The 26,686-nt window shown below is 57.7% G+C and carries 20 protein-coding genes; 8 read left to right on the forward strand and 12 right to left on the reverse strand.

Annotated elements, in window-relative coordinates; genetic code table 11:
- Positions 1–117 precede the first annotated feature (117 nt).
- Positions 118–2,241, reverse strand: coding sequence for a mechanosensitive ion channel family protein (locus tag HYI44_RS14420; protein ID WP_225569690.1), 2,124 nt, complete (start codon positions 2,239–2,241; stop codon positions 118–120).
- A gap of 231 nt (positions 2,242–2,472) precedes the next feature.
- Here HYI44_RS14420 and HYI44_RS14425 point away from each other — a divergent pair, with 231 nt between their 5' ends.
- The 4 genes from HYI44_RS14425 to HYI44_RS14440 are packed head-to-tail and all read left to right on the forward strand — an operon-like array spanning position 2,473 to position 6,452.
- On the forward strand, positions 2,473–3,399 hold the full coding sequence (locus tag HYI44_RS14425; RefSeq protein ID WP_122838855.1) for a DUF72 domain-containing protein: 927 nt from the start codon (positions 2,473–2,475) through the stop codon (positions 3,397–3,399).
- A complete protein-coding gene (locus HYI44_RS14430) occupies positions 3,396–4,190 on the forward strand; it encodes an endonuclease/exonuclease/phosphatase family protein (RefSeq protein WP_412548491.1) in 795 nt (264 codons plus the stop codon). The genes HYI44_RS14425 and HYI44_RS14430 overlap by 4 nt, the downstream gene beginning before the upstream one ends.
- Positions 4,187–5,479 carry a cardiolipin synthase ClsB gene (gene clsB / locus HYI44_RS14435; RefSeq protein ID WP_122838853.1) on the forward strand — a complete coding sequence of 431 codons (1,293 nt, stop codon included), beginning with the start codon at positions 4,187–4,189 and terminating at the stop codon, positions 5,477–5,479. The genes HYI44_RS14430 and clsB overlap by 4 nt, the downstream gene beginning before the upstream one ends.
- Positions 5,466–6,452 (forward strand): lysylphosphatidylglycerol synthase domain-containing protein, encoded by a 987-nt coding sequence (locus HYI44_RS14440; protein WP_225569691.1) that lies wholly within the window; start codon positions 5,466–5,468, stop codon positions 6,450–6,452. The genes clsB and HYI44_RS14440 overlap by 14 nt, the downstream gene beginning before the upstream one ends.
- Positions 6,453–6,526: 74 nt before the next feature.
- Here the strand turns inward: HYI44_RS14440 and HYI44_RS14445 are convergent, their stop codons facing one another.
- The 3 genes from HYI44_RS14445 to HYI44_RS14455 all read right to left on the reverse strand — a co-directional run bounded on the left by HYI44_RS14445 (position 6,527) and on the right by HYI44_RS14455 (position 9,500).
- The gene (locus HYI44_RS14445) at positions 6,527–7,285 is read right to left on the reverse strand and encodes an alpha/beta hydrolase family protein (protein ID WP_045057478.1); all 759 of its coding nucleotides are present in this window, start codon (positions 7,283–7,285) and stop codon (positions 6,527–6,529) included.
- A complete protein-coding gene (locus tag HYI44_RS14450) occupies positions 7,275–8,384 on the reverse strand; it encodes a DUF3182 family protein (RefSeq protein WP_122838850.1) in 1,110 nt (369 codons plus the stop codon). The genes HYI44_RS14445 and HYI44_RS14450 overlap by 11 nt, the downstream gene beginning before the upstream one ends.
- 129 nt (positions 8,385–8,513) lie before the next feature.
- Positions 8,514–9,500: a GlxA family transcriptional regulator gene (locus HYI44_RS14455; protein WP_225569692.1), complete on the reverse strand. Its 987-nt coding sequence runs from the start codon at positions 9,498–9,500 to the stop codon at positions 8,514–8,516.
- A 101-nt stretch (positions 9,501–9,601) separates the two neighbouring features.
- On the opposite strand from HYI44_RS14455, the gene HYI44_RS14460 reads away from it, so the two are divergent.
- The 3 genes from HYI44_RS14460 to HYI44_RS14470 all read left to right on the forward strand — a co-directional run bounded on the left by HYI44_RS14460 (position 9,602) and on the right by HYI44_RS14470 (position 13,387).
- Positions 9,602–10,156 carry a cysteine hydrolase family protein gene (locus HYI44_RS14460; RefSeq protein WP_122838848.1) on the forward strand — a complete coding sequence of 185 codons (555 nt, stop codon included), beginning with the start codon at positions 9,602–9,604 and terminating at the stop codon, positions 10,154–10,156.
- 135 nt (positions 10,157–10,291) lie between these two features.
- The gene (locus tag HYI44_RS14465) at positions 10,292–12,496 is read left to right on the forward strand and encodes an OsmC domain/YcaO domain-containing protein (RefSeq protein ID WP_225569693.1); all 2,205 of its coding nucleotides are present in this window, start codon (positions 10,292–10,294) and stop codon (positions 12,494–12,496) included.
- A gap of 390 nt (positions 12,497–12,886) precedes the next feature.
- Positions 12,887–13,387, forward strand: coding sequence for a hypothetical protein (locus tag HYI44_RS14470; RefSeq protein WP_225569694.1), 501 nt, complete (start codon positions 12,887–12,889; stop codon positions 13,385–13,387).
- A gap of 317 nt (positions 13,388–13,704) precedes the next feature.
- On the opposite strand, the gene HYI44_RS14475 is transcribed toward HYI44_RS14470, so the two are convergent.
- The 8 genes from HYI44_RS14475 to HYI44_RS14510 all read right to left on the reverse strand — a co-directional run bounded on the left by HYI44_RS14475 (position 13,705) and on the right by HYI44_RS14510 (position 23,656).
- Positions 13,705–15,987, reverse strand: coding sequence for an ATP-dependent DNA helicase (locus HYI44_RS14475; RefSeq protein ID WP_225569695.1), 2,283 nt, complete (start codon positions 15,985–15,987; stop codon positions 13,705–13,707).
- Positions 15,984–16,424, reverse strand: a complete 441-nt coding sequence (locus tag HYI44_RS14480; protein WP_225569696.1) for a VPA1267 family protein — start codon at positions 16,422–16,424, stop codon at positions 15,984–15,986. Before HYI44_RS14480 ends, HYI44_RS14475 begins: the two co-directional genes overlap by 4 nt.
- Entirely contained in the window at positions 16,424–16,837 is a 414-nt protein-coding gene (locus tag HYI44_RS14485; RefSeq protein ID WP_225569697.1) for a hypothetical protein, read from the reverse strand. Before HYI44_RS14485 ends, HYI44_RS14480 begins: the two co-directional genes overlap by 1 nt.
- 2 nt (positions 16,838–16,839) lie before the next feature.
- The gene (locus HYI44_RS14490) at positions 16,840–18,855 is read right to left on the reverse strand and encodes an integrase (RefSeq protein ID WP_225569698.1); all 2,016 of its coding nucleotides are present in this window, start codon (positions 18,853–18,855) and stop codon (positions 16,840–16,842) included.
- Positions 18,848–20,368: a site-specific integrase gene (locus tag HYI44_RS14495; RefSeq protein ID WP_225569699.1), complete on the reverse strand. Its 1,521-nt coding sequence runs from the start codon at positions 20,366–20,368 to the stop codon at positions 18,848–18,850. Before HYI44_RS14495 ends, HYI44_RS14490 begins: the two co-directional genes overlap by 8 nt.
- A complete protein-coding gene (locus HYI44_RS14500) occupies positions 20,358–21,572 on the reverse strand; it encodes a site-specific integrase (RefSeq protein WP_225569700.1) in 1,215 nt (404 codons plus the stop codon). Before HYI44_RS14500 ends, HYI44_RS14495 begins: the two co-directional genes overlap by 11 nt.
- Before the next feature lie 143 nt (positions 21,573–21,715).
- Entirely contained in the window at positions 21,716–22,249 is a 534-nt protein-coding gene (locus tag HYI44_RS14505) for a single-stranded DNA-binding protein (protein WP_045057473.1), read from the reverse strand.
- Between the two features lie 9 nt (positions 22,250–22,258).
- Positions 22,259–23,656: an MFS transporter gene (locus tag HYI44_RS14510; protein WP_045057472.1), complete on the reverse strand. Its 1,398-nt coding sequence runs from the start codon at positions 23,654–23,656 to the stop codon at positions 22,259–22,261.
- A 191-nt stretch (positions 23,657–23,847) separates the two neighbouring features.
- Here HYI44_RS14510 and uvrA point away from each other — a divergent pair, with 191 nt between their 5' ends.
- Complete coding sequence (gene uvrA, locus HYI44_RS14515) at positions 23,848–26,682, forward strand: excinuclease ABC subunit UvrA (protein WP_225569701.1); 2,835 nt, start codon at positions 23,848–23,850, stop codon at positions 26,680–26,682.
- The last annotated feature ends 4 nt before the right edge of the window (positions 26,683–26,686 follow it).

The raw sequence follows: 26,686 nt of genomic DNA on the forward strand, positions 1-26,686 counted from the left end.
GCCCCCTTCGCGGGCAAGCCCGCTCCCACAGGGATTTGTGATCAGAAAATCTCGTGTTAACACGGTCCACTGTGGGAGCGGGCTTGCCCGCGAAGGGGCCAGCAGCCCTCATATAAATCACTGACTACGCGGCGGATCCGGCAGCAAAACAGCTCCATGCTCTGGAGCCTGCCCATTCTCCAGAGCCTCATCGCCCTGCCGCTTGGGCAACAAAACCTGCTGTGGATAAGTCTGCGCGAAATGCACCCAAGGGCTGTTATCCACAAGCTTTTTCAAGCGTTGGTTGAACGCCCGGCTCACCGCATATTGCCCACCCGATACCGTGCGGAACTGTGCGGTCAGCACCACACCATTGAGGTCCATCTTGTCGACACCGAACACGTCCAGCGGCCCCTGCAGGTTGTACTTGAGGAACGCATCTTCGCGGATTGATTCCCCGGCCTCGCGGATCAGTTCGATGGCCTTATCAACATCGGTGTCATAAGTGAACTGCACCGAGAAAAACGCATAGGCGAACTGCCTTGATTGATTGGTAACCGCCTTGATCTGGCCGAACGGCACCGAGTGCACGAAGCCTTTGCCATCGCGCAGGCGCAAGGTGCGGATGGTCAGGCCCTCGACCGTGCCGGCGTGGCCCGAGTCGAGCACCACCCAGTCGCCGATCGATAGCGTGTCTTCAATGATAATGAACAGGCCCGTGATCACGTCTTGAACCAGCTGCTGGGAGCCGAAACCGATCGCCAGACCGACCACCCCGGCACCGGCAAGCAGTGGCGCCACGTTGATCCCCAGGTTGGCCATGGTGGTAATCGCGCAGATCACTACCAGAATGATCTTCATCGCATTGCGCAGCAGCGGCAGGATGGTTTTCACCCGGGTGCTGGGCTGACGCGCCGATGAGCGCTTGTTGACGGGCGGCTTCAGGGCCTCCTGAATGGCCGTGTCGAGCACCACCCAGAACAGCCAGGTCACCAGGAAAATCAGGCCAATGCGGCTCAGCGAGTCACTGATTGCCCGCCCGATCGAGTTGCGTTCGGCAAATTCGAACAGCGAAACACCCCAGATCCGGCCCAGAATCTCGATAAAAGCCACCGCCATCACAATCCGCACCAGTGCGTGCAGCAGGCTGAGAAAACGCTCCTTGTAAGCGCTGCTGCGCTGCAGCGCCTCGGCTTTTCGCGACTTGAACAGGTGCTGGAATACCGTGCTGAGAAATACCGTGGCGATCAGCAGGATGGTGGTGAACAACGCACAACGCAGGGCTTTCTGATTATCCTCCCCCACCCCGATCAAATTGATCGCCGACACCATGACCATCAGCAGGATCGGCCAGTACCAGAGTCCGGAGAAAATTCGCAGGGACTCCTGCAGCGATGGTTGCTTGAGCCGTTGCGCCAGGGGTCTGTTGCGAATCAGGTGAGCCACCGGACGACGCAGGCGGATCACCAGCAAGCCAAAGATGATCGACGCAAACAGCCCGGTGAACACCGCGATGCTGCTGGTGATATTACCGCCCAGTTGCCGGGCGATCTGCGGGCTGGTCAGTGCGTCACTCAGCGCGGCGAGGAAGCCGATCAGGAATAGAGGCTTGGGACAGTAGTCGCGGATGATCTGCACCGCCGCACGCTTGTGCCCGGTGTTGAACATGACGATCACACACAGCAGCATCGAAGTGGAAAATATCCCGCTGCTGGTGGCGTAGGCAAAGCACAACGCCAATGCCCGGCCGACCGAAGCCGGTAGGAAATGGCTGATGGACAGCGTCAGCGGCAGACACATAATCGCGGGCAATGTGTAGGGCAATACGTAGCTGAGCAGGTCCTGACTGCGCTGGCGGGTACCCAGCCAGCGACCCTGGTTCAGCCGCTTGGCCAGCAGGCCACCGAGCACCGTGAGCAAGGCAAAGGCCCCCAGCCAGACCCCGGACAACAACAGGAAGTCACCCACGACGCTCATGGGCGAGCGCGCCGAAGGCTGGTTCACCAGCTTGTCGACCTCGTCCGCAGCCCGATCAGCTCGCAAACGCCAGGCGTCCACCAGGTCTTCGTTGAGGTCGAGTTTGTCCTGCACGTTGTCGATGCTGGAACTGATGGCACCGAGCAAACCGCCCTGCACCAGCGGCTCCGGCGTGGCCGGCTCTTCAGCAGCGGCTGGAAGGCCTGGCAATGCGGCGGCTTGTAACGCGTTGCTGGCAAAAATCAGCAACGCCCCCAGTAGTATCGCGGTCTTGAACTTGAGCAAAACGCGGAGCTCCTCGAAAACGCATCTGTGAGGAACTGATCGACAAATCCCGTGCAAGTTCGGTTTTGGCCGCGAGATAACGGCAGCAGTGCCCCATCAACAACTGGCAAAACCCTCTCCTCGCCGCTTATCCACGGGCGATACCGTCCGTAGCCCGCTCGAAACTTTCTCTATCGCCCCGCAGTCAGCAATGGAGCGGGGTAAACCGAGGACCACAAGACGGGAGGCGACATGGCGGGGATTCATATTGGTATTTCAGGCTGGCGCTACTTGCCCTGGAGGGGGGATTTCTACCCAAAGGGGTTGACCCAGAAACGCGAGTTGCAGTTCGCGTCGAGGGCGGTCAACAGCATCGAAATCAATGGATCGTTCTACGCGTTGCAACGTCCGCAGCGGTATGCCGAGTGGTACGCCCAAACCCCGGCGGATTTCGTCTTCAGCGTCAAAGCTCCACGGTTCATCACCCACGTCAAACGCTTGCGCGACGTGCACAAGCCCCTGGCCAATTTCTTCGCCTCCGGGGTGCTGGAACTCAAGGAAAAGCTGGGGCCGATCCTCTGGCAATTCCCGCCCAACTTCACATTTAATGCCGAGCTGTTCGAGAGCTTTCTTGAACAGCTACCCCACAACACCCAGCAGGCCGCTGCTCTCGCCCGCCAGCACGACTCCCATGTACCGGGGCATGCCAGTATCAAGGCCTACAGGAAACGGCCCCTGCGCCATGCCGTGGAAATCCGCAACGATAGCTTCGTCGACCCGGCGTTCGTGCGCTTGCTCAAGCGCTACAACGTGGCACTGGTAATCGCTGACACTGCGGGAAAATGGCCCTATCGCGAAGACATCACGAGCAATTTTGTCTACTTGCGCCTGCACGGCGCCGAAGAGCTGTATGCCAGCGGCTACACCACCCAGGCGCTGAAACGCTGGGGCGACCGGATCGATGCCTGGAACCATGGGCAGCAACCCGCGGATCCACAGCTGATCGCTCCACGGCTCAAGCCCCAGCCGCGCAAGTCCCGTGAAGTGTTCTGCTATTTCGATAACGACATCAAGGTGCGCGCGCCGTTTGATGCGCGCCGGCTGCTGGAGCGCTTCCATCTTGAAGACAGTCTGGCCACTACCCCCGGCGAGCCCGCAGCCGAAGGAGTGCTGTCATGAGCATGTCTGAACAGCCCGAGGCACCAGAACAATTGCAAACCCACGCGGCCGTGCGGCGTTTCACCGTGCTGACGGTGAACACTCACAAGGGTTTCACCGCGCTCAACCGGCGTTTCATCCTGCCCGAGTTACGCGAAGCGGTGCGCGCCGTGTCCGCCGACGTGGTGTTTTTACAGGAAGTACACGGCACCCACGAGCAACATCCCCAGCGCTACGACAACTGGCCGACGATGCCGCAGTACGAATTCCTCGCCGACAGCCTGTGGCCACAATTTGCCTATGGCCGTAACGCGGTCTACCCGGCGGGCGATCACGGTAATGCGCTGCTGTCGAAATTTCAGATCATCCGCCATGACAATCTCGACGTGTCCATCAGCGGCCATGAAAACCGCGGGATTTTGCACTGCGTGCTACGCCTGCCGGGCGACGGTCCCGAGGTGCATGCGATCTGCGTCCACCTGGGCCTGCACGAGGCCCACCGCAACGAACAACTGCGCCTGCTGGCCCGGCGTCTGGAGGAGCTGCCCAAGGATGCGCCGGTGATAGTCGCCGGCGATTTCAATGACTGGCGCCAGCGCGCCGATGCGCTGCTCAAGCCGTGCGGTTTGCGCGAAGTGTTCGCCGAGCACCATGGCAAGCCCGCGCGCAGCTTTCCGGCTCGCCTGCCGGTCCTGCGCCTGGACCGCATTTATGTCCGCAACCTCAAGGCCAGCCGTCCGCAGGTATTGGCTGCACGGCCCTGGTCCCATCTTTCCGACCACGCACCGCTATCGGTGGAGATCGAGCTATGAGTATCCCGTCGATGGATAAAACCACTCTGGACAGCGTTTCCGTCCCCCCGGTGCGCGAGCCTGCAGCCGTTGATGTCGAGTACGGCTGGCAAGGCAATAATCGTGTGGAACTGCTGGAAAACGGTGAGGAATATTTCCCCAGGGTGTTCGAGGCCATGCGCCAGGCCAAGACGGAAATCCTCCTGGAAACGTTCATCGTCTTCGAAGACAAGGTCGGTAACGAGCTGCAGGAAGTGCTGATCGACGCCGCCAGACGCGGGGTGCGCGTCACTGCCAGCCTCGATGGTTTTGGCTGCGGCGAACTCAGCACGGGCTATCTCACAGCGCTGAGCGAAGCCGGAGTGCACCTGCAGATATTCGACCCGGCCCCCAAGCGCCTGGGCGTGCGCACCAACTGGTTCCGCCGGTTGCACCGCAAGATCGTGGTGGTGGACGGCACGGTTGCATTTATCGGCGGCATCAACTTCTCCGGCGATCACCTGCTCGATTTCGGCCCTGAAGCCAAGCAGGACTATTCCGTGGAGATCCAGGGGCCGGCGGTGGCGGACATTCATCACTTTGCCCTGCTGCAAAGTGGTCGCCCTGGCCGCGCCAAGTATTGGTGGCAGCGTCGTCGGCAGCGGCGCTCGGAACTGGCGTTCACCGACCACGATGGCCAGGTGCGCCTGGTGTATCGCGATAACGGTGACCATCGCACCGATATCGAAGAGGTCTATCGGCAGGTACTGCGCAGTGCTCAGCGCCGGGTGGTGATCGCCAACGCCTATTTTTTCCCGGGCTATCGCCTGCTGCGCGAGATCCGCAATGCGGCCCGCCGGGGCGTGGAGGTCAAACTGATCCTGCAAGGCCAGCCGGACATGCTGGTCGCCAAGCTGGCTGCACGCATGACGTACGACTACCTGCTCAAATCCGGCGTGCAGATTCACGAGTACTGCCAGCGCCCGTTGCACGGCAAAGTGGCGCTGGTGGATGAGGACTGGAGCACCGTTGGCTCGAGCAACCTGGACCCGCTGAGCCTGTCGATGAATCTTGAAGCCAATGTGCTGATTCGCGATCGCACCTTCAATCGTCAACTGTTCGAGCGTCTTGAAGACCTGAGCAACAATCACTGCAAGGCCATGTCCGCAGAGAAATCTCCACGCGGGCGGGTTTGGCACATGACCGTGGGCTTTCTGGTGTTCCACTTTCTGCGCCACTTCCCTGCATGGGCCGGTTGGTTGCCGGCCCATAAGCCGCGCCTGAAATTGTTTACCCATTCAACCGGGAGTGATCGCCATGAGCAGCGCTGAAACACAGTCGGCGCCGCACGCCGAGAGCCCGGGAAAATCCCGCTGGAGTCGCTGGAAACGGCCACTGACGATGCTGTTTTTCCTGGCGCTGATCGTGCTGTTCACGATGCTCGCCCGCCGCATCGAATGGAATGAAGTGTTCGACACCCTGGCGGACTTCAAGGTACGCACCTTGATCATCGCTGCAGGGCTGACGCTGGTGAGCTTTCTGGTATACGCCTGTTTCGACCTGATTGGTCGCACCTACATACGCCAGGACCTGACCTGGAAACAGATCCTTCCGGTGGGCATCATCAGCTATGCCTTTAACCTCAATCTCAGCGCCTGGGTCGGCGGCATCGCCATGCGCTATCGCCTGTATTCGCGTCTGGGCGTGAGTAAGGCGAACATTGCCAAGATCCTCGGCCTCAGCCTGGCGACCAACTGGTTCGGCTATATGGTGATTGCCGGTGCGGTGTTCAGCAGTGGACTGGTGCGCATGCCGCCGGGCTGGAAGCTGAGCAGCACGGCCCTGCAGGGCGTCGGGGTGCTGCTGTTGCTGGTGAGCGCAGGGTATCTGGCGGCGTGTCGGTTTTCCAAACGGCGCGAGTGGTCGATTCGCGGAGTGGAAATCAATCTACCGTCGCTGCGCATGGCGGTCCTGCAACTGGCGTTGGGCGCGCTGAACTGGTCGCTGATGGCAGCCGTGATTTTCACCTTGCTCCCCAGCAAGCTGGATTATCCACTGGTGCTGGGTGTACTGCTGATCAGCGCCATCGCCGGGGTGATTACCCACATACCTGCCGGTCTTGGGGTGCTGGAGGCGGTGTTTGTCGCGCTGCTGCAGCATGAAGCTTCGCGCGGCAGCCTGGTGGCGGGGTTGCTGGCGTATCGGGCGATCTACTTTATTTTGCCGCTGCTGATTACGCTGGTGATGTACCTGGTGGTGGAAGCCAAGGCCAAATCGCTGCGCATTGCCAAGAAGCCAGGTTGATCTGGATGGCGTTATCACGGACGCCATCGCGGGCAAGGCTTGCCCGCGATGGCATCTAAGCCTCTCCACACCTCTCACTTCGACTGAATAATACTCAAACGCTCACCCACCACCATCTCGGTAATCCAGTCCACCAGGATCGAGGTGTACGCCTGCTGCGACACCGGCTCGCTCAAGGCATGGTCCGCACCATCGATGATCCGATGGGTCAACGAGTGAGTCTGCTGGCACGCCGCGCGGTAACTCATGATGGTCGCATGGGGGACAAAATCATCAGTCTCCGACTCCACCAGCAAGACATCCCCGGTGAACTGTGAACACGCGTGCAGCGCGCGATTACTGTCGGCGCGGATCAGCGTGCTGCGATAGTCGCGTAAATCAGTCTTGTCCAGCTCTCGCTTGGGCGTGTGCCACTGCTCATCGCGATACAGCGCCGGCACTCGCAAGGCCAACCAGCGCACTGGGCGCAATGACGTCAGGATCGACGCCAGGTAACCACCGTAACTGGTGCCGACCACCGCAATCGCCGAAGTATCCAGGGCCGGATGGGCCAGCAGCCGGTCGTAGGCGGCCAGCAAGTCGCGCAAATTGTCCTCACGGGTGACCCGGGTCAGAGGAATGCCGGTGCCGCCGGTGTGCCCCCGCAAATCAAAGGTAAGGCACACGCAACCCAACCCGGCAATGCCCATGGCCCGTTCCAGGTCGCGCTCCTGGCTACCGCCCCAGCCGTGCACAAACAGCACGCCTGGCACTTTCGACTTGGGGCTCAGGAAAGTCCCGCTCATCTGTTCATCGTCGATGTCGATCTGAATGGTTTCGCTTCTAGCCGTCATAGGATTTGACCGTTACGTACTTGAGAAGAAAGTCACTGTTTTCCGCGGGTCCGCGGTACACCTCGATAGCGTCCGCCGGCAACGGCTGATCAACGTAGGTTTCCACCGACGACACGCGTATCGCGCGCATCCCCGGATCGTTGACGAAGGACTGCAGGGCCGCCACCTCGGCGCTGCTGGCGCCGCCCATGCGCCAGGACTGCTCCAGCACCCCGCTGCGCACCTGCCCTTCGCTGTCCAGGCCTTGGGCGATATCGTAATTGCGCCGCGAAGCGTAGAAACCGGGGTAGGCCTCGTCGGCGGCGCTATCGAACACTTGGGCCTGGCGAATCGCCAGCCGCACATCTTCTGCCAACGGCAACTCGAGCAGGTCTTCGTAGTATCCCCGGACGACCAGCAGGTTTGAACCGCCGTAGACCTGCTCGCCGTGAGCATCCTCGGTCAGGTACTGATCACCGCAGTAGCTGAGCACCTGGTCGCCGATGAAGCTCTGGCCGACGCTGTGGGTGATGACATTTTGCAGATCCTGCTCCAGCACCACACCTTCGCTGAACAAGGACTGGGCATCGGGTCTGGCGAGAATGGCGTCAAATTGCTGGAGGGTTTTGACGACCTCCTGGCCACGACCGGCGCAGGCGTGCACCGGTTTTAACCGGATCGGGCCGCTTTGCAACAGATGCTCCGCTGCGGGACGGGCGTCTTCCAGGGAAAAGACACTCAGACCGTCCAGCACCACGTTACGCACCCGCTCGGAAAACAACGGTGACCAGCCTTCAGGCGCATAGGCATCGCGACTGAATAAACCATGGCTGATGGCCTTGGTGCAGATGAAATCGTGGTCGACATAGCCGCCCCACAAATCCTCCGGTCCCCTCACCCCCAGTTCCCGAGCGGCCGCCACGCCTACCAGCGTCTGGGTTGGCAATAGATACAGCTCGCGACCGCCGTGTACGCTCGCGTCGTAACTGCCACCGAACTTGAGCCCGAGAATCTGCGCCAGCCAACGAGCCAGCGCGCGGTTGGTCTCCACCTCATGCTGAGGTGCCTGGGCCCGCACGGAGTGTGCGACGACCAGTTTCTTGCGGTTTGTTGGGGTCATGCATCCCCCTTCAATCTGCGCTTGGTGGATGTCGCAGGTCAGGGCTTCTGATCAAGCCTGGTGCCACCTGCTGGATGCCGCCAGTGAATCTTGCGGTTAATCACTCCGACATTCCCCCTGTTCGAGCGTTCAACTCTGGCCAGCGCCGACGCCGAAGCGACTGCGGTAATCACTCGGCGCCAGGCCGGTAATTTTCCTGAACGTGGCCCGGAACGCACTCGGGTCTTGATACCCCACCGTCCAGGCAATGTGATCGATCGTGCCGTTGGTGAATTCAAGCATTTCCCGCGCCTTGCCGACGCGCAGATGCTGGCAGTACTCGGTCGGTTTGAGCCCGGTAGCGGCACGAAAACGACGCAGGAAAGTGCGTTCTTCCAGGCCCGCGCGTTGCGCCATTACGCTCAGGGATACCTCGGTCGCGCCTGTGCTTTGCAGCCAATGCTGAACCTTGAGGATCGCCGCGTCGCCATGACTGAGAATAGGTGAGAAGTTGCTGCCGCACTCGCTGGCACTGTCGCTGTGCTCGACCACCAGAAAGCGTGCGGTGCCGGTAGCGATGCTCGGCCCGAGCAGGCGGTCGACGAGCCGCAGGCCCAGCTCTGACCAGGCCATCAACCCGGCCGTGGTAATCAGGTCGCCATCATCGACAATCGGCGTGTCGGCCTTGAGCTTGATCGCAGGATAGCGCTCGGCGAAACCCTTGGCCGAGGTCCAGTGTGTGGTGGCGCTGCGGCCGTCGAGCAAACCGCTCTCGGCCAGCAGAATCGAACCCACGCAAACGCCACCCAGGGTCGCACCACTGGCGTGTTGCTCACGCAACCAGTGGAACAACGCCGGCGGGGCCTGGCCCTCGGTAAAACCGGCAATCGACGGCGGGATCAAAATCGCCACCAGGGATTGTTCGGGTCCGGGATGGCTGTCGTATACCCGGGTCGGGGGCAGATCGCCGGTCACCTGCCAATGACTGACCCGCAACAGCGGCAGTTGTGCAGCCTGATGTTCGGCAGCAATGCGGTTGGCCACCCCGAACAGATCCGTCAAGCCATGTACCGCTGCCATCTGTGCGCCTGGATAGATCAGCACACCCAGCTCGGCGACGGTCCTTTGCAGACTCATTGTCAGTTTTCCCCCTTCTATTGTCGGTGCGGCCAATCCTCGGAATGCCTGCCACACCCGATACTCCATTGCACACCCAAACACTTCAAGAGGAAACAGTCATGGCCAAGCAAGCACTCATCGTAGTCGATATCCAAAACGACTACTTTCCCCAGGGCAAGTGGCCGCTGGTCGGCGCCGACGCTGCTGCCGACAACGCCGTAAGGCTGCTCAAGGCCTTTCGCGATGCCGGTGACTCGGTGGTGCATATTCGCCATGAGTTCACTTCCGACGAAGCGCCCTTCTTCACTCCAGGCTCCGACGGCGCGAAATTGCACCCCAAGGTTCTGAACCGCGCCGATGAACCGGTGGTGCTCAAGCACTTCGTCAACTCGTTCCGTGAAACCGAACTGCAGTCGATCCTCGATGAGCAAGGTATCAGGGAACTGGTCGTGGTCGGCAGCATGAGCCACATGTGCATCGACGGCATTACCCGCGCCGCTGCCGACTTCGGCTACACCGTCACCGTGATTCACGACGCTTGCGCCTCACGCGACCTGGAGTTCAATGGCGTGACAGTGCCAGCCGCCCAGGTTCACGCCGCGTTCATGTCGGCCTTGGGCTTTGCTTACGCCAGCGTGATCTCGACTGACGAATTCCTCGCAGCCAGCCGCTGACCGTGAAAAGGGCCAGGCCGAATCCTCCGGCCGGCCCTTGCTTTGCCGGCTAAAACAGCCCGACGGGGGAGACTTACCGTTGAAATGCCGGATAATGGCGGCCAAATCGACTAGCCCGCTATTCTGGTAACCCCCATGGAAATCAAGGTCAACTTTCTCGACAACCTTCGACTTGAAGCCAAGTTCGATGACTTCACGGTGGTGGCCGATCAACCTATCCGCTACAAGGGCGATGGCTCGGCACCGGGCCCTTTCGACTACTTCCTGGCTTCATCGGCGCTGTGCGCGGCGTACTTCGTAAAGTTGTACTGCAGCACCCGCAATATCCCTACCGACAACATCCGGCTGTCACAGAACAACATTGTCGACCCGGAAAACCGTTACAACCAGATCTTCAAGATCCAGGTCGAACTGCCCGCCGACATTTCCGACAAAGACCGCCAGGGCATCCTGCGGTCCATCGACCGTTGCACCGTGAAAAAAGTGGTGCAGGCCGGCCCCGAGTTTGTGATCGAGGAAGTGGACAACCTCGACGCCGATGCCCAGGCGCTGCTGATGCCGGCTTCCAACGCCCAGGCAAGCACCTATATTGCCGGCAAGGACCTGCCGCTGGAGCAAACCATCGCCAACATGTCGGCCATTCTGGCGAACCTGGGCATGAAGATCGAAATCGCCTCGTGGCGCAATATCGTGCCCAATGTGTGGTCGCTGCATATCCGCGATGCGCACTCGCCAATGTGCTTTACCAACGGCAAGGGTGCGACCAAGGAAGGCGCGCTGGCGTCGGCGCTGGGCGAGTTTATCGAGCGACTCAACTGCAACTTCTTCTACAACGATCAGTTCTGGGGCGAAGACATCGCCAACGCCGCGTTTGTGCACTACCCGGACGAGCGCTGGTTCAAGCCTGGCCGCAAAGACGCGCTGCCGACTGAAATTCTCGACGAATACTGTCTGAAGATTTACAACCGCGACGGCGAGCTGCGCGGCTCCCATCTGATCGATACCAACTCGGGCAATGAAGAACGGGGCATCTGCTCGCTGCCTTACGTGCGGCGTTCGGACGGTGAAGTGGTGTACTTCCCTTCCAACCTGATTGAGAACCTGTTCCTGAGCAACGGCATGAGCGCCGGCAACACCCTGGCCGAAGCCCAGGTGCAATGCCTGTCGGAGATCTTCGAGCGCGCGGTCAAACGCGAAATCATCGAAGGCGAATTTGCCTTGCCTGATGTGCCGGCCGACGTGCTGGCGAAGTACCCGGGTATCCTGGCCGGCATTCAGGCCCTGGAGGAGCAAGGGTTCCCCGTTTTGGTCAAGGATGCATCCCTGGGAGGTGAATTCCCGGTGATGTGCGTGACCCTGATGAACCCGCGCACCGGCGGCGTATTCGCCTCGTTCGGCGCCCACCCAAGCCTGGAAGTGGCACTGGAACGCAGCCTGACCGAATTGCTCCAGGGTCGCAGCTTCGAAGGCCTCAACGACTTGCCCCAGCCGACTTTTGAAGGGCACGCGGTCACCGAGCCGAACAACTTCGTCGAACACTTCATCGACTCGAGCGGCGTGGTGTCGTGGCGCTTCTTCAGTTCCAAATCGGATTACGAATTCGTCGAGTGGGACTTCTCCGGCCAGGGCGAAAACTCGAATGCCGAAGAAGCCGAAACCTTGTTCGGCATTCTCGACGGCATGGGCAAGCAGGTGTACATGGCGGTTTACGAGCATATCGGCGCCAAGGCATGCCGCATCCTGGTGCCGGACTACTCGGAAATCTATCCGGCGGACGACCTGATCTGGGACAACACCAACAAAGCGCTGTTCTTCCGCGCCGACATCCTCAACCTGCATCGCCTGGACGACGAGGAACTGCAGGCACTGGTTGAGCGCCTGGTGGAAAGTGAGCTGGACGACTACACCGACATCACTTCGTTGATCGGCATCGAATTTGATGACAACACCGCTTGGGGTCAGTTGACGATCCTGGAGTTGAAGCTGCTGATTTATCTCGCCCTGCAGCAATATGAAGAGGCGAAAGAGGCCGTGGAAATGTTCCTGCAGTACAACGACAACACCGTTGAACGTGGCCTGTTCTATCAGGCAGTCAACGTCGTGCTGGAAATGAAGCTCGACGAAGACCTGGAACTGGAAGACTACGCGGCTAATTTCCGCCGGATGTTTGGCGACGAGCGAACGGATGCGGCGATTGGTTCGGTGGACGGCAGCGTGCGCTTCCATGGCTTGACGCCGACCAGCATGAAGCTGGAGGGGCTGGACCGGCACCTGCGGCTGATCGACAGTTACAAGAAACTGCACTCGGCGCGGGCCAATGTGACTGCTCTGTCACGTTAACCTTTTAACGGCGCCCACAAAAAAGCGAAGCCCTATGGCTTCGCTTTTTTTATTTTGCGGTTCTGAACAAGCTGCGGATCAGAACGGTTATAAACACCGAAAAGCTTTAGACCCCACTGAGTGAGTGAGTGAATAACCCACGCTGCGTAGCCTTATGGATCTACCATACCTCAAACACTGGAACATCTTGTTCGATTTTTTGTTTGGTTTTGGCATTGAGATACTCTTTTGTCTCGAAAAACCTAACAAAATTCACCGAAGCGCTTGCGCACAGTGCGGCTCGATCAGACCTCCAAAAAGCCGACGAACGGTCGCATCTCAAGATCCTGGCCAGCGACAGATACCTCGCTTTAGCTGTGGCACAATAGTGTCACCTGCATGGAGCCCGACGTGTCGAAACCGCAAACCCCCTTCCTCTCCCCCGTCTATGTGTCGACCCTTCACAAAGATGACCTCATTGCACACCCCACTACCGGTCATCAAAGTTTCGGATTTGTTCCAGAGATAACATCACGTGGCATCACTCTGCCAGGCGGCCACATCCACCTCCGCGCAGGTCGTCACATCGGGCCTAACAAGGGGTACGGCGTTAAACACATTTGGGACGAGCATGGTCACGAACTGCCACGCTGGGGATGCAAAACGGTAGACGATGTTGCGGCCTATGTGGCGTCAGTCATTGTCCACAAGGCTCCAATCTACTGTGAGTTCCACCAAACCAAGAATGGCTATCGGATCGCTGTCTTGAGGAGCTCAAAGGGCTTCGTGATCCTGGAGCCGGTGGTAGACGAAGATCACGTATTTGAATTCTATTCGGTCGTGACAGCCTACAAGATCAATCGCCGTGGGCACGGCACAGAAGTCGGCAAGGTTATCTGCAACGTAGAATGACAAAAGGCGCCACGTGGGCGCCTTTTGACGGGGTGTTCTAGGAGGGCTGGTAGTCGCAGCGCTTACTTAGCAAACCATGCTCATTCTAAGGAAATTCCTTATTGCGAGAATGGTTGGGTCGCAAGCCAACCGTTGTTGCCAGGTTGCCGCTACCGCAGGGTGGTGCGCCCTGCAATCCGCACTGTCGGTCAATAGTCACCGTGATACCGAACAGCAATGCTCTTATTGAGCCCTCACACGTAGATTAGCAACCGCTAACTACTTTTTCAATCGATTTGTACGCCTCTAGACGCGTACACCCCTCCATCAACGCGAGTCTACGCCACTAGCTTGGGCAGCTCAGCCGCAAGTAGCGCACGTAGCCCAATCTGACGCGAGAACGCCTTTGGAGGCTGTGCGATAGCCTCTTTCACGGCCTCATAATCTCCTACGAAGATTACCTGGACTTGTGCTCTGGTTGCGGCGGTGTAGACAAAGGTTCTGTCGAGGATGCGGGACTTGCGCACTGGGATGATCACGCGCCTGAACTGCGAACCCTGGGCCTTGTGAACCGTGATCGAGTAGGCGAGCTCCAGTGAGTCAACGTCAGTATCCAGGACGTAATGCTTCACTCCGTCGAACGTTGCCATCCCTAGCGCAACGCAGATACGAGCCTTCTCATCGTCGCCCAGGTCTACAGAGCGCGGCTTGTCGAAGATCTCATCGATCTGGCCTAGGGAGCCGTTTTGAAGGTTTCGTCCCCAGTCGTTGGCCGTGTACATCACCAAATCGCCTACACACATGCCAGTTGCCTCGAATTCTCCCGTTTCAGGGTTCTCGGCTAGTAATTGCTGGCTGTGATCGGCGTAGCGCTGATGACAAGTGCGATTGAGCGCATCTACGCCGGCGAAATCGCATGATCGGGTGGCCGAAAGGATCTGAGTGCCCTCCCGATCCTGTTCATAGAGCCTGATCACCGTAGAAATGATCTGATCGTCCGCACATGGAAGAAACACAGCATCATCGCTTTCGTCCGAGCTGAAAGCCGGACACCAGCCATTCCGAATCTCACGGGTAGCCAATGGAATAGCAGAGTCTTCTGCCTGACGCTTGACCTCTACGAGCTCCGTGGTAGGAACGCCGGCCATGCCGCAGAGCACATGCAGAATCAGCCCGGCACCAATAGGGGGAAGCTGATACGGGTCACCTACCAGAATGACTTGGCAATCAGCAGGCAGTTTTTGAACAAGTCGATAGAACGTCACAAGGTCGAGCATCGACGCTTCATCGATCACAATGATGGGTGCCGGCCCCATGTCCTTGTCGGTCACTTTTCGCAAGAAGCCTGCGATAGTGCGGGCCTCCTCGCCTGTTGCTTCGATCATTCGGGCCGTAGCCCGGCCTGAGAGGGCCATTTGAAACCGAGGTCGTCCGGTAGTATCAAGCACTTTGTACAACGTCTTGAGCACCGTCGTCTTGCCGACTCCGGCACCGCCTGTGATGACGCTGAACCGATTCGAAAACGAGGTGGCCACCGCACTACGCTGGGCAGCGTTTAGGCTGAACGACGGCATGCCCAAATGAGCTCGCTCCGACTCTTCGAACCTTGCGATCACCTCGTTTACGTCCACAGGGAATAATTGCGGCTGTAACGATGGGGTAACGATCAGGTTTCGCACAAACTCAGCACTACGACGCTCCATAATCCACGAGCCCGGAGCGAACAACATGGTGCCCAGATCAATGAGTTCTTTGCAGACAAACTGGCCCGCTGAGGCGCCGGTGAGCAATGCCTTGGACATGGCAGAGATTGGCGCCGCGTGGGGTTTGATCAGCGATGCGACAGTTCTGTGCAGATCCGTGAGCGAACTGCAGGTGTGCCCCTTTTCTGATGCCCTATAGAGAGATTCTTCCAGAGCCGCAGTCAGCCGTCGTGGATCATCCAGGGTGACATCAAAGCTTTCCCTGGCGATCTTGTCCACGTCTGTCCAACCACCGGCGAAGCTGAGTAACCGATAAGGGTCGTTCGTAAGCGCAGCAATGGTGTTTTTCTTGTGGAAACGGATAGCTTTCCGGGCTATATCCAGCGGTATGCGCTTGTTCTGTACAAAACGGAGGGTCTTCGCATCACCATCTTCTGCCCAGCGCCTGAACAACCGCTCCCGGACTTCTTCCGTTGGAATGATCAGCTCGATAGCTGTGTGATCTGCACTGTCGAGAGCGTCGTACAACCGTCCGCCGAGAACATCCCATAGACGGGTGGCCTTAACCTCTCCCACGCCCTTTACGTTGTCACCCAACCACTGAATAACCTGGGAGCCGCTAGGGCGAACAAGGCGAATGTCCTGAGCGTCAACGGTCATCTCATTTATCGCAAAGGCACCATGAGTCCGCAGAACCGTGCTGACTTCGCCGTAGACCTCAAAGATTGCACCTACGGCGATGTCAGAGAGCTTTGCGATAGCCTCCGGCACCCGGATAACCACTGGGCTCGACCGGTCATTGATACCGCGAGATACGTCCATGCGATGGCCAAATGCGATGCAGCCCTTTCGGTTCGCAGAGCGAATACTGGTGACACGAATGCAAACATTGATCAGTGCAGGAGCGACGGCGTTCATCGTGGCATCCGCCCTGTCTCTTCGAGAAACTCGGTGATCAGCGCGTGTCGATCAAGCATCTGCTTTGCGGCTTGGAGCTCCGCTCGCAAAGAGGCGTTTTCTTGCTCCAGAGAGTTAAGCCGCTGACCGTCCTGCCGGCGCTGTTTTGCCTCGGTGTCTCTGAGCGCTGGCTCCGCTCGCTGACCTGCAGGCAGCGAAGCGACCAAGGGAGGGAGTATTCCTGCGGCCCGAAGCTCGTTTTCGAGATTATTCAGTGCAGAACGGATTGCGGGGTTCTGAGTCAGAGCACTCGTCCCGAAACCGCACTCAGTCGCGATTTCAGAGCGCTTGAGCTTGCCGCGATACACATACTCCCTGAAGTCGCCATCAGACTTAGATGTCGACCAGGCCAAAAATGCGGCGTGGTTTTCTTCTGCGATCTGTTGCCCGTTGGCCATTACGACTTAGCCTCCGACGAATTACGATCAACAAACGGAAGCGGAGCATCCAGTTTCTCAGCCGACACGTTGAATTTGTGAGCGTTGTACTGCCAGCGCATGAACCGCTCCAGCAACCGTTCGTTCTCACGCTCTAGACGGTGATTTTCAGCCTCAAGCCGACGAATCCGTTGCTCAGCGATCCGCAGGCTCGCTGGTGGTTTCAACTTCACATAGCCCGACCTCAGTCTTTCTTTCTGGTGATCGAAGGCGCTCCTGATTTTCTCCTGCAAGGCCAGCGTTTGCCGGGCTGGTCGCGTCCCGATATATGGCTCAACAGCATCGCTAAGAGCGTCCCAGCTCAGCTTTCCGTCCCAGCCATCAATTACACCGACAACCAGATCTACGTCTCGATCACTTAGATGTTTGGCCATCGTTACATCCCCATCAACGCGCGAATCTCGTCCATATCCGGCTCGTCCTGCTTCGGAGCAGGCAGGCTCGGAGCCATGGCTCGTGCTGCAATTGCACGCTTCAGAGGACTGAACTCCTGGTCAGCACTCAAGCGAATGATGGTGCCATCTGGAGTGTCTTTCGATTCAAGGATCTTAATCAGCTGGTCAGCTCGCTCCAAGGTTTTGATCTGATGTTGGCTCCAGCGATCAGCGCCGTAGATACCATCTTCGTTCGCTGCTTGAGCCTTTGCGAGCTGGAGGCGAATCGAATCTCTGTGACTCTTGAGCCGCTGTAACTTGCCGTCATCCCCTTTGACGCAGACTTGCTCGGTGCAGTTGAGGCAGTCCCGGTGCTTCTGGCATGGCACCATCGAAAGGTCTTTCACACAGAACCCGAAAATCGTGATGTGCGCGATCCCTTCACCGATGTCATCGAGATCCTTCAGTGTTACCGGCTTATTCTCCCGGATCTTGGTCAACGCGACCCCGATCCCAGCTTCCCTTGCCATTTCAACGTGCTCGTCATCGGTCATGTGGTTATAAGTAGCGTTCTGATGAACATTCGCTCGGCCAGACCATTTCGCAATGTCCAATTGACCAAGCTCGCCGCGCTGAGCCAACGTATTCAAAAAATGGCGAATCTGGTGCGACCCCATGGATATAGGGGTGCCATCTGCGTTCTTATAATTGTGACGCTCCCAGATACTCCGTTCCTGACCATCGATGTAGTTGATGTCAGTAGTGAACGTACTCTTCCCAGGCCCCCACACAATAATTGGTCGAGGCGGCATATCCATGCGGAACTCGTTTTGTCGAAAACAACAGAGAGCATCAGAATATTTGATGCGTCGCTCTTCGTTCATCCACGGCCACCCTTTGGGTAGCTTGCTGTGCATATAGCCATTAAGAAACCGTAGCGTCACATAACCGTGCTCTGCGTAAAAAGCAGGGAACGGTTTGTACAACTTCATCCCCAGTTTTAGTCTTTGGCGGGAAACGCCTGCGGAGTCTCCCGGATCAAAGCCTATCGCCAAACATGCTTGTGCATCAGTCAGCGGCTGGTCTTCACCTACGTTCGGGCAGCCTTCATGGCGATAGAACTTGTCCGGGTTGGTTTCCAGCCATTTTGCGAGCTTGCGGCCAGGCTCGGACATTTCAGCGAGGCGGCGCACGGCTTCTACGGCGACTTGCTCCATCGGCGTAGGCATCCATTTGATATCCGACTCATAGCCCTTACCGGCGTAAAACCTCAGTCCGAGACGCATCACTCCTTTTTTGTCAGGCCCCCGGTGCAAGCAGTTCACCGGCAAATCCTGAACTTCCGTGATTCTTGAGGGGGCACACATGCACAACGCGAAAATCGATGAAGTGAAGCGATCTCGGGCAGCCAAAAGATCGTTGCAGAAAATCTCCGCCATTGAGTCAAGCAGATAGTCCGCTGGCAGTTTTTCCCGACGGCGCTGCTTGGCTACACCATCTGTACCGTGAATCTCCTTCGGCTTCTTGATTGGGTTCTTCCAAGCGACTGGTGTAGGGATGATCCTACTTTCATAGAGAAACTCTAAGAGCTTCACCAGGCTGATTCCAGCTTGATACGAAGACGCCTCGTAGGTGCGCGCAACTTGGGCAGCCTCGTTCATCACACTGATGTCAGTTTGGGTGATGTCCGCGCAGCCTTTGATCTCAAGGAGTGCTGCTTCAATACAGCGAATGGCCTTGAACTCGTTCTTCAGCTTGCTCGGGTTATGGCCTTGCTGGTAGCGAACGTACGCCTTGGCGAAAGAAATTATTTCAGCGTCCAGCAGTTCCTCTTGAGTGAACCCACGAGATTGAGCTCCCTTCTTGGTGAAATTGCCTACCCCTGGCCATGCGTGGCTGTACCAGTCCAAGTCATCGCCGAACACCGTGAGGCTGTCACGACACATGAGAATGAACTCTTCCAAGTTTTTCCGACTGGTGACTTGGTCTTTTGGCACAAAAAGAAAGACATTAGACATCAGCAAGTTCGCTCTTCATGGCATTGCAACGGGCTACTACATTACTGACGGCAAGGATGAGCCGGTCGTTTACGGAAGTGATCTTCAGGTCGCGCGTGGTATCAAGTACGCTGTCGCGTTCACTAAGGAGTTCATCCAGAACAAGCTCATGTGGCCCATCCAGCCAAGGCTGAAAGTGAGAGCAGGTGTAACAGGCAATCGGCGCAAGAGCACCACAGAAACCATAGCTGCCGCAGGTGCCGACCTTTCCGCCTGCACTGCACACTCTGCTGGAGCGATCCTCACCACGGCGAGCTTTCGTCTCATCCCTGACGATCACTCCCTGGAAAGCTTGTGCGATAGGTGCCAGTTGTAAGGCAACAGCTTTGTCGATGCGCTCGACGATATCGGGAATATTCTTCACGTAAACGCCGGTATTCTGGATGTCTGAGTGGTCAAGTGCTTCTGCGATGATGTATTCACTCCGCCCTTCTCGGGCCAAGTTTGTTCCCAATGTGTATCGAAAGCGGTAGGCATTCAAATGTGTAACCGCGCCAGTGCGCTCACTGATTAAACCCACGACATTTTTAACAACTCTCATCGTCTCATTCACTTCGAGGGTGCGGGCGTGCAGGAAATCTCCATCCAACTGAGACCTCAAATCCTCCAAGGCATCGTAGTTATGCAGAGAGTGGAAGAGCGGGAGCTCACCGACTACAACACTTGGCAATGCTGTTCCAGTAAGACCTTCAAAAGATGCCTTAACACGATTGGCCTGCAATTGTAGAAGAACCCACAAATCTTCAACTATCTCAAATTTCTTAAAAGCACTACGCCATTCCGCATATTTTTGTTTTGCCCGAGGAAAGTTAATAGAATACTTCCCGTCGACGAAGATCAGATCTTTAAGCTTCAGAGAAACCACTTGAGTTGGCCGGCGACCTGTCATAGCAAGAATCATCGCATAGCAAGTGTCACGCAATTTCAGAGCACCTGACGCATAACAATCCAGCACTCCAGAAACAATCCCGTCCATTTCGATATCGGTAAAAGGGCCGCTCTCTGGACACATGGACTGTACCGCATAACCCTTCTCATTACCTTTAATACGCCACTTTTCGAGCATGGCCATAGTTTTCGATGGAATTCCCGGATAGCCAAGACTGAGCCATGTCCTCATGAATGCTCGAATGGAGCTAAGCTGGTATTCATCCTTCTTGCCTAGCCTGTCACGATAGGAGATCAGCGACTCTGGACTAAACATCTCAACGCCTTGAGATAACTCGAAGTACTTCTTAAACCGATTGTATACACCTGTCGTGTGACCAGCCGAGCACGTTTCTCCGTAGAATGCCAAAACCTGCCGAAACGACCGCAAAAGATCACCGCCGACAGAATCCTGAATATCAAAGTTGAAAGCATGATCTTTATTCAGGCGCCAATGATTGGAATAAACGGAAATTTCGTATCCGTCCTTCGAGAAGAATACCTTGCGCTCGTACTGCGCTAATACACGGCTTTCATCAATTCTCATCAGACGGACTCCTCAAGTACTTCCTCTGTAATTCCATTCCGGCTTTACCAGCAGATTCTCTGATATGCCTTTTGTTATAGGTTTGTGCCGTCCCAGAAGTTTCACTCCACCCCATGAGATAAGACCTCATTTTTTGTTCTCGCTCAGGCGTCCAGCCATTCTCTTCACATCTCTTTGAAAAAATGTAATTCCACTGATGGCGGAGCGCATGGGCATGTAGGTCAGTAAAAGCATCAGCAACACTGGAGAGCGTCTCAATGAATTTCCCAAAGCCCGAATTGGAAATTGGCCACCCCAATGTTTTCCCTGGCCGATGAACAACAAAGAGATATCCATGTTTCCGAGCACCAGGCACGCGACTGCGGTACTTGGTGATATAGCTATAGATCTGATCCATGAGCTCTGGGATCAGCGGAATTGTGCGCTCCTTCGTTTTCGCAAGCGGCTGATAGGCCCTAGGGTCACCCCCAGAGTCAGGCCTACGCACGATCTTCACCGTGTACTTAGCGAAGTCGAAGTCGTCGACTTTGAGATTCAGCAGCTCTCCACGTCGCATCCCCGTGACACGAAGGATGGTGAACATCAGTGCATTTCGATACTGCAAACCAATGTCTGCAACTGGATTCGTTTCGTTACCTGGCCTCAGGATCTCTTCCAGAGAATCAAGAACGGCGTCATCCAAGTACGATTCTGATCTGTCGTTCTCGATCTCACCGCCGATCTTTGGTCGGTTTGCTTTGATCCTAGCCACCATAGCGTTGATGGCTTCGAGGCTTTCCGGCGTCACCGGATGCAACCTACCAGCGAGAAATCCGACATAGCCTGCGATGGTTGTCAGACGGTTGTACTGGGCGTCTTTAGAGACCCTCTTCCGACTATTAATGGATACGACTTTCATCCCATCCGGCAGCATGCTACCCATTGGCTTCTGCATGAAATCCCGCAACGAATGGATTTCATGGGGCTCAAGCAGCTCGCTTCGCTTAAAACGCGACTCTAAATCGAAGCCGTAATACTCCTGCCAGGCGTACATCCCTTTGATCGCGGACAACGCACTGTTGATAGTGTTGATCGAAAGTGAAGCTCCGCGCAGCTCTGCGGTGACATAAAGCGCTGGGTAGTAAAGAGGCATGCCAAAGTCATCCACGAGGATGGAAAACCTTTCCCCGCCTTCTCCTTGGAATCTTCTCGTTGATAGCTGCATGCACACCTCGAATATCTAACGTAAATTCAAGGTAGGTGCGTAGTAAAAAACCGTCAATTTATTTTTTACGGCTCAAAAACGAGAAAACCCCCGCAATGCGGGGGCTCTCAGGAAAAACCTAACAAAAAGGTCTTTGGTGGGACTCAGAACGGGATATCGTCATCAAAGCTGTCGAAATCCGGAGCCGGCTGCGCAGCGGCCTGCTGAGGGGCTGGACGCGACTGTTGCGGTGCAGACTGTTGCGGTGCCGATTGCGGGCGCGGAGCCTGCTGGCGTGGAGCCGGGGCGGACTGCTGGTAGTTGTTGCCCCCGCCTTGCTGGTCGCCCTGCTGTGGACGGCCGCCCAGCAACTGCATGGTGCCTTGCATGTCGACCACGATTTCAGTGGTGTAACGCTTGATACCGTCTTTTTCCCATTCGCGGGTCTGCAGCTTGCCTTCGATGTACACCTGCGAACCCTTACGCAGGTATTCGCCGGCGATCTCGGCAACCTTGCCGAACATCGATACACGGTGCCATTCGGTCTTCTCGACCTTCTGACCGGTTTGCTTGTCGGTCCACTGTTCGCTGGTCGCCAGACTCAGGTTAGTCACGGCGTTACCGTTAGGCAGGTAGCGAACTTCGGGATCCTGGCCGCAAGTGCCGACCAATATGACTTTGTTAACCCCACGGGCCATAACGTTCTCCTAGGCTTCGCACGCTGTCGGGGCCGGGTTGTTCACCAGGCGCTCGAGGGTGGTGCGATCCAATAGTTCGGTGTCCAATTTGATGTAAATGGCTGCTTCATCAGCAACCACGACTGCGTCTGTTACCCCTACGACGGCCATCAGGCGCTCGACCAGACCCGCTTCGCGGATCGCCTCGGGCGACAGCGGCAAGCGCAGGCTCGTCACGTAGGGTGGTTCGCGCATGGTAACAGCAAAGGCCAACCAGAGGGCAGCCAGCCCGGCGCATCCAAGGAACACAGCCGACAAACCGCCATGCTGGAACATCCACCCGCCCATGATCCCGCCCAACGCCGAACCGAGGAACTGACTGGTGGAATAAACCCCCATGGCCGTGCCCTTGCCGCCTGCCGGTGAAACCTTGCTGATCAGCGATGGCAACGAAGCTTCCAGCAGATTGAACGCGGTAAAGAACACCACCGTGCCGATTACCAGAGCCCGCAAGCTATCGCCGAACTGCCAGAAGAATAGCTCAGTGAGCATCAGCGTCAGCACCGCGCCCAATAAAACTCGTTTCATTTTGCGTTTCTTCTCGCCGTAGATAATGAACGGGATCATGGCGAAGAAGGAAATCAGCAGCGCAGTGAGGTAAACCCACCAGTGCTGCTCCTTGGGCAGGCCTGCTTTTTCGACCAGTGCCAGGGGCAAGGCGACGAAGCTGGACATCAACATGGCGTGCAACACAAAAATGCCCAGGTCCAGGCGCAACAGGTCCGGATGCTTGAGCGTTGGCAGCAGCGCCTGGCGGGCCACACCGGATTCTCGATGCTGCAGCGGACCGGTGGCACGGGGCACCATGAACATCACGATGACGATGCCAAGCAGCGCCATGGCGCCAGTGGCCAGGAACAACCCGGAGAGGCCGAAGGCGCGTGTCAGCAGAGGGCCCACGACCATTGCGACGGCGAATGACAAACCGATGGTCATGCCGATCATGGCCATGGCTTTCGTGCGGTGCTGCTCGCGGGTCAGGTCGGACAGCAGTGCCATCACCGCAGCGGAAATCGCGCCTGCACCCTGCAGGATCCGCCCGGCAATCACCCCCCAGATCGAATCGGCATTGGCGGCCAATACGCTACCCAGGGCAAAGATGATCAGCCCCAGGTAGATCACCGGGCGACGGCCGATGCGATCGGAAATGAAGCCGAACGGAATCTGGAAGAGCGCCTGGGTCAGGCCGTAAGCGCCAATCGCCAGTCCGATGAGGGCCGGGGTGGCGCCAGCCAGGTCCATGCCATAGGTCGCCAACACGGGCAACACCATGAACATGCCAAGCATACGGAAGGCGAACACCAGGGCCAGACCGCTTGCTGCGCGGGTCTCACTGCCACTCATGCGTTCGCTGTGGGGATCGTGCATGGAAAAACCTCATGTGAACCGGCGGCGATTCTACCAGTCCCATCGATTGACAGGGTATATCGCGACGCTTTGCCGCGCTCACCTGACAGACTCTTCATGTAAGAGAATAACCCGCTCGTTTGATAGTGTGCATCCATCCAGTATTTGGCCGTATACTCCTACGTTTTCGACGCCCGCCAAGCGAGGCCACTTTGGACAAGATCCTGATTCGTGGGGCCCGAACCCACAACCTGAAGAACATCGACCTGACCCTGCCACGGGACAAACTGATCGTCATCACCGGCCTGTCCGGATCCGGCAAGTCTTCCCTGGCTTTTGACACCCTGTACGCCGAGGGCCAGCGCCGCTACGTCGAATCGCTGTCGGCCTATGCGCGGCAGTTCCTGTCGATGATGGAAAAACCTGACGTCGACACCATTGAAGGCTTGTCGCCAGCGATTTCCATCGAGCAGAAGTCGACGTCGCACAACCCGCGCTCGACCGTCGGCACCATCACCGAAATCTACGATTACCTGCGCCTGCTGTACGCCCGCGTTGGTATCCCGCGCTGCCCGGACCACGATATCCCGCTGGAAGCGCAAACCGTCAGCCAGATGGTCGACCTGGTCCTCGCCCAACCGGAGGGCAGCAAGCTGATGCTGCTGGCCCCGGTCATTCGCGAGCGCAAAGGCGAACACCTTTCGGTCTTCGAAGAGCTGCGCGCCCAGGGCTTCGTGCGCGCCCGGGTGAACGGCCGGCTGTGCGAGCTGGATGAACTGCCGAAGCTGGACAAGCAGAAAAAGCATTCGATTGATGTCGTGGTCGACCGCTTCAAGGTTCGCGCCGATCTGCAACAGCGCCTGGCCGAGTCTTTCGAGACCGCCTTGAAACTGGCCGACGGCATTGCCCTGGTAGCGCCGATGGACGACGAGCCTGGTGAAGAGATCATCTTCTCCGCGCGCTTCGCCTGCCCGATCTGCGGCCATGCGATCAGCGAGCTTGAGCCAAAGCTGTTTTCTTTCAACAACCCGGCTGGCGCTTGCCCCACCTGCGACGGCCTGGGGGTGAAACAGTTTTTCGATATCAAGCGACTGGTCAATGGCGAGCTGACACTCGCAGAGGGCGCCATACGCGGCTGGGATCGGCGCAACGTCTATTACTTCCAGATGCTCGGGTCGTTGGCCTCGCATTACAAATTCAGCCTTGAAGTGCCATTCAACGAATTGCCCGCCGATCAGCAGAAATTCATTCTGCATGGCAGTGGCTCGCAGAACGTCGACTTCAAATACCTGAATGACCGTGGCGATATCGTCAAACGCTCGCACCTATTCGAAGGCATCGTGCCTAACCTGGAACGTCGCTATCGCGAAACCGAGTCGGCGTCGGTACGCGAAGAGCTGGCCAAGTTCCTGAGTACCCAGCCTTGCCCGGACTGCCGCGGCACCCGACTGCGTCGCGAAGCGCGGCACGTCTGGGTGGGCGAGAAGACGCTGCCGGCAGTGACCAACCTGCCGATTGGCGACGCCTGTGAATATTTCGGTGGGCTGAAGCTTACCGGTCGTCGCGGTGAAATTGCCGACAAAATCCTCAAGGAAATACGCGAGCGCCTGCAGTTCCTGGTTAACGTGGGTCTCGACTACCTCTCGCTGGACCGTAGTGCTGACACCTTGTCCGGCGGTGAAGCCCAGCGAATCCGCCTGGCCAGCCAGATTGGCGCCGGCCTGGTGGGCGTGCTGTACATCCTCGACGAGCCTTCAATCGGTCTGCATCAACGTGACAACGACCGTCTGCTGGGCACCCTCAAGCACCTGCGCGACATCGGTAACACGGTGATCGTGGTCGAGCATGATGAAGACGCGATCCGCCTGGCGGATTACGTAGTGGATATCGGCCCAGGCGCCGGTGTACACGGCGGACATATCGTTGCCGAGGGCACGCCCGCCGAGGTCATGGCCCACCCGGATTCATTGACCGGCAAGTATTTGTCCGGACGTGTGAAGATCGCGGTGCCCGCCAAGCGCACCCCACGCAACAAGAAGCTGTCGTTGTCTCTCAAGGGCGCTCGCGGCAACAACCTGCGCAATGTCGACCTGGAGATTCCGATCGGCCTGTTGACCTGCGTGACCGGCGTGTCCGGCTCGGGCAAGTCGACGCTGATCAACAACACCCTGTTTCCCCTGAGCGCCACTGCGCTGAACGGTGCAACCACACTCGAAGCTGCCGCACACGACAGCATCAAGGGGCTGGAGCATCTGGACAAGGTTGTCGACATCGATCAGAGCCCGATCGGTCGTACGCCGCGCTCCAACCCGGCGACCTACACCGGACTGTTCACGCCGATTCGCGAATTGTTTGCCGGCGTACCGGAGTCCCGATCCCGTGGTTACGGCCCGGGTCGCTTCTCCTTCAACGTAAAGGGTGGCCGCTGCGAAGCGTGCCAGGGTGATGGCCTGATCAAGGTAGAGATGCACTTCCTGCCGGACATCTACGTGCCGTGCGACGTCTGCAAGAGCAAGCGCTACAACCGCGAAACCCTGGAGATCAAGTACAAGGGCAAGAACATTCACGAAACCCTCGAGATGACCATCGAGGAAGCCCGGGTATTCTTCGATGCGGTTCCGGCTCTGGCGCGAAAGCTTCAGACCCTGATGGACGTGGGCTTGTCCTACATCAAGCTCGGACAGTCGGCGACCACCTTGTCCGGCGGTGAAGCCCAGCGGGTCAAACTGTCCCGCGAGCTGTCGAAACGTGACACGGGCAAGACCCTGTACATCCTCGATGAGCCGACCACCGGCTTGCACTTTGCGGATATCCAGCAACTGCTCGATGTGTTGCACCGTCTGCGCGACCACGGCAATACCGTGGTAGTGATCGAGCACAACCTGGATGTGATCAAGACGGCTGACTGGCTGGTGGATCTCGGCCCCGAGGGTGGCTCCAAGGGTGGGCAGATCATCGCAGTGGGCACACCCGAAGAAGTGTCCGAGATGAAGCAGTCTCACACCGGTTTTTATCTCAAGCCGTTGCTGGCTCGCGACCGGGACTGATCTG

The organism is Pseudomonas sp. Y24-6 (genome assembly GCF_020295325.1).
Lineage (GTDB): Bacteria > Pseudomonadota > Gammaproteobacteria > Pseudomonadales > Pseudomonadaceae > Aquipseudomonas > Aquipseudomonas gregormendelii.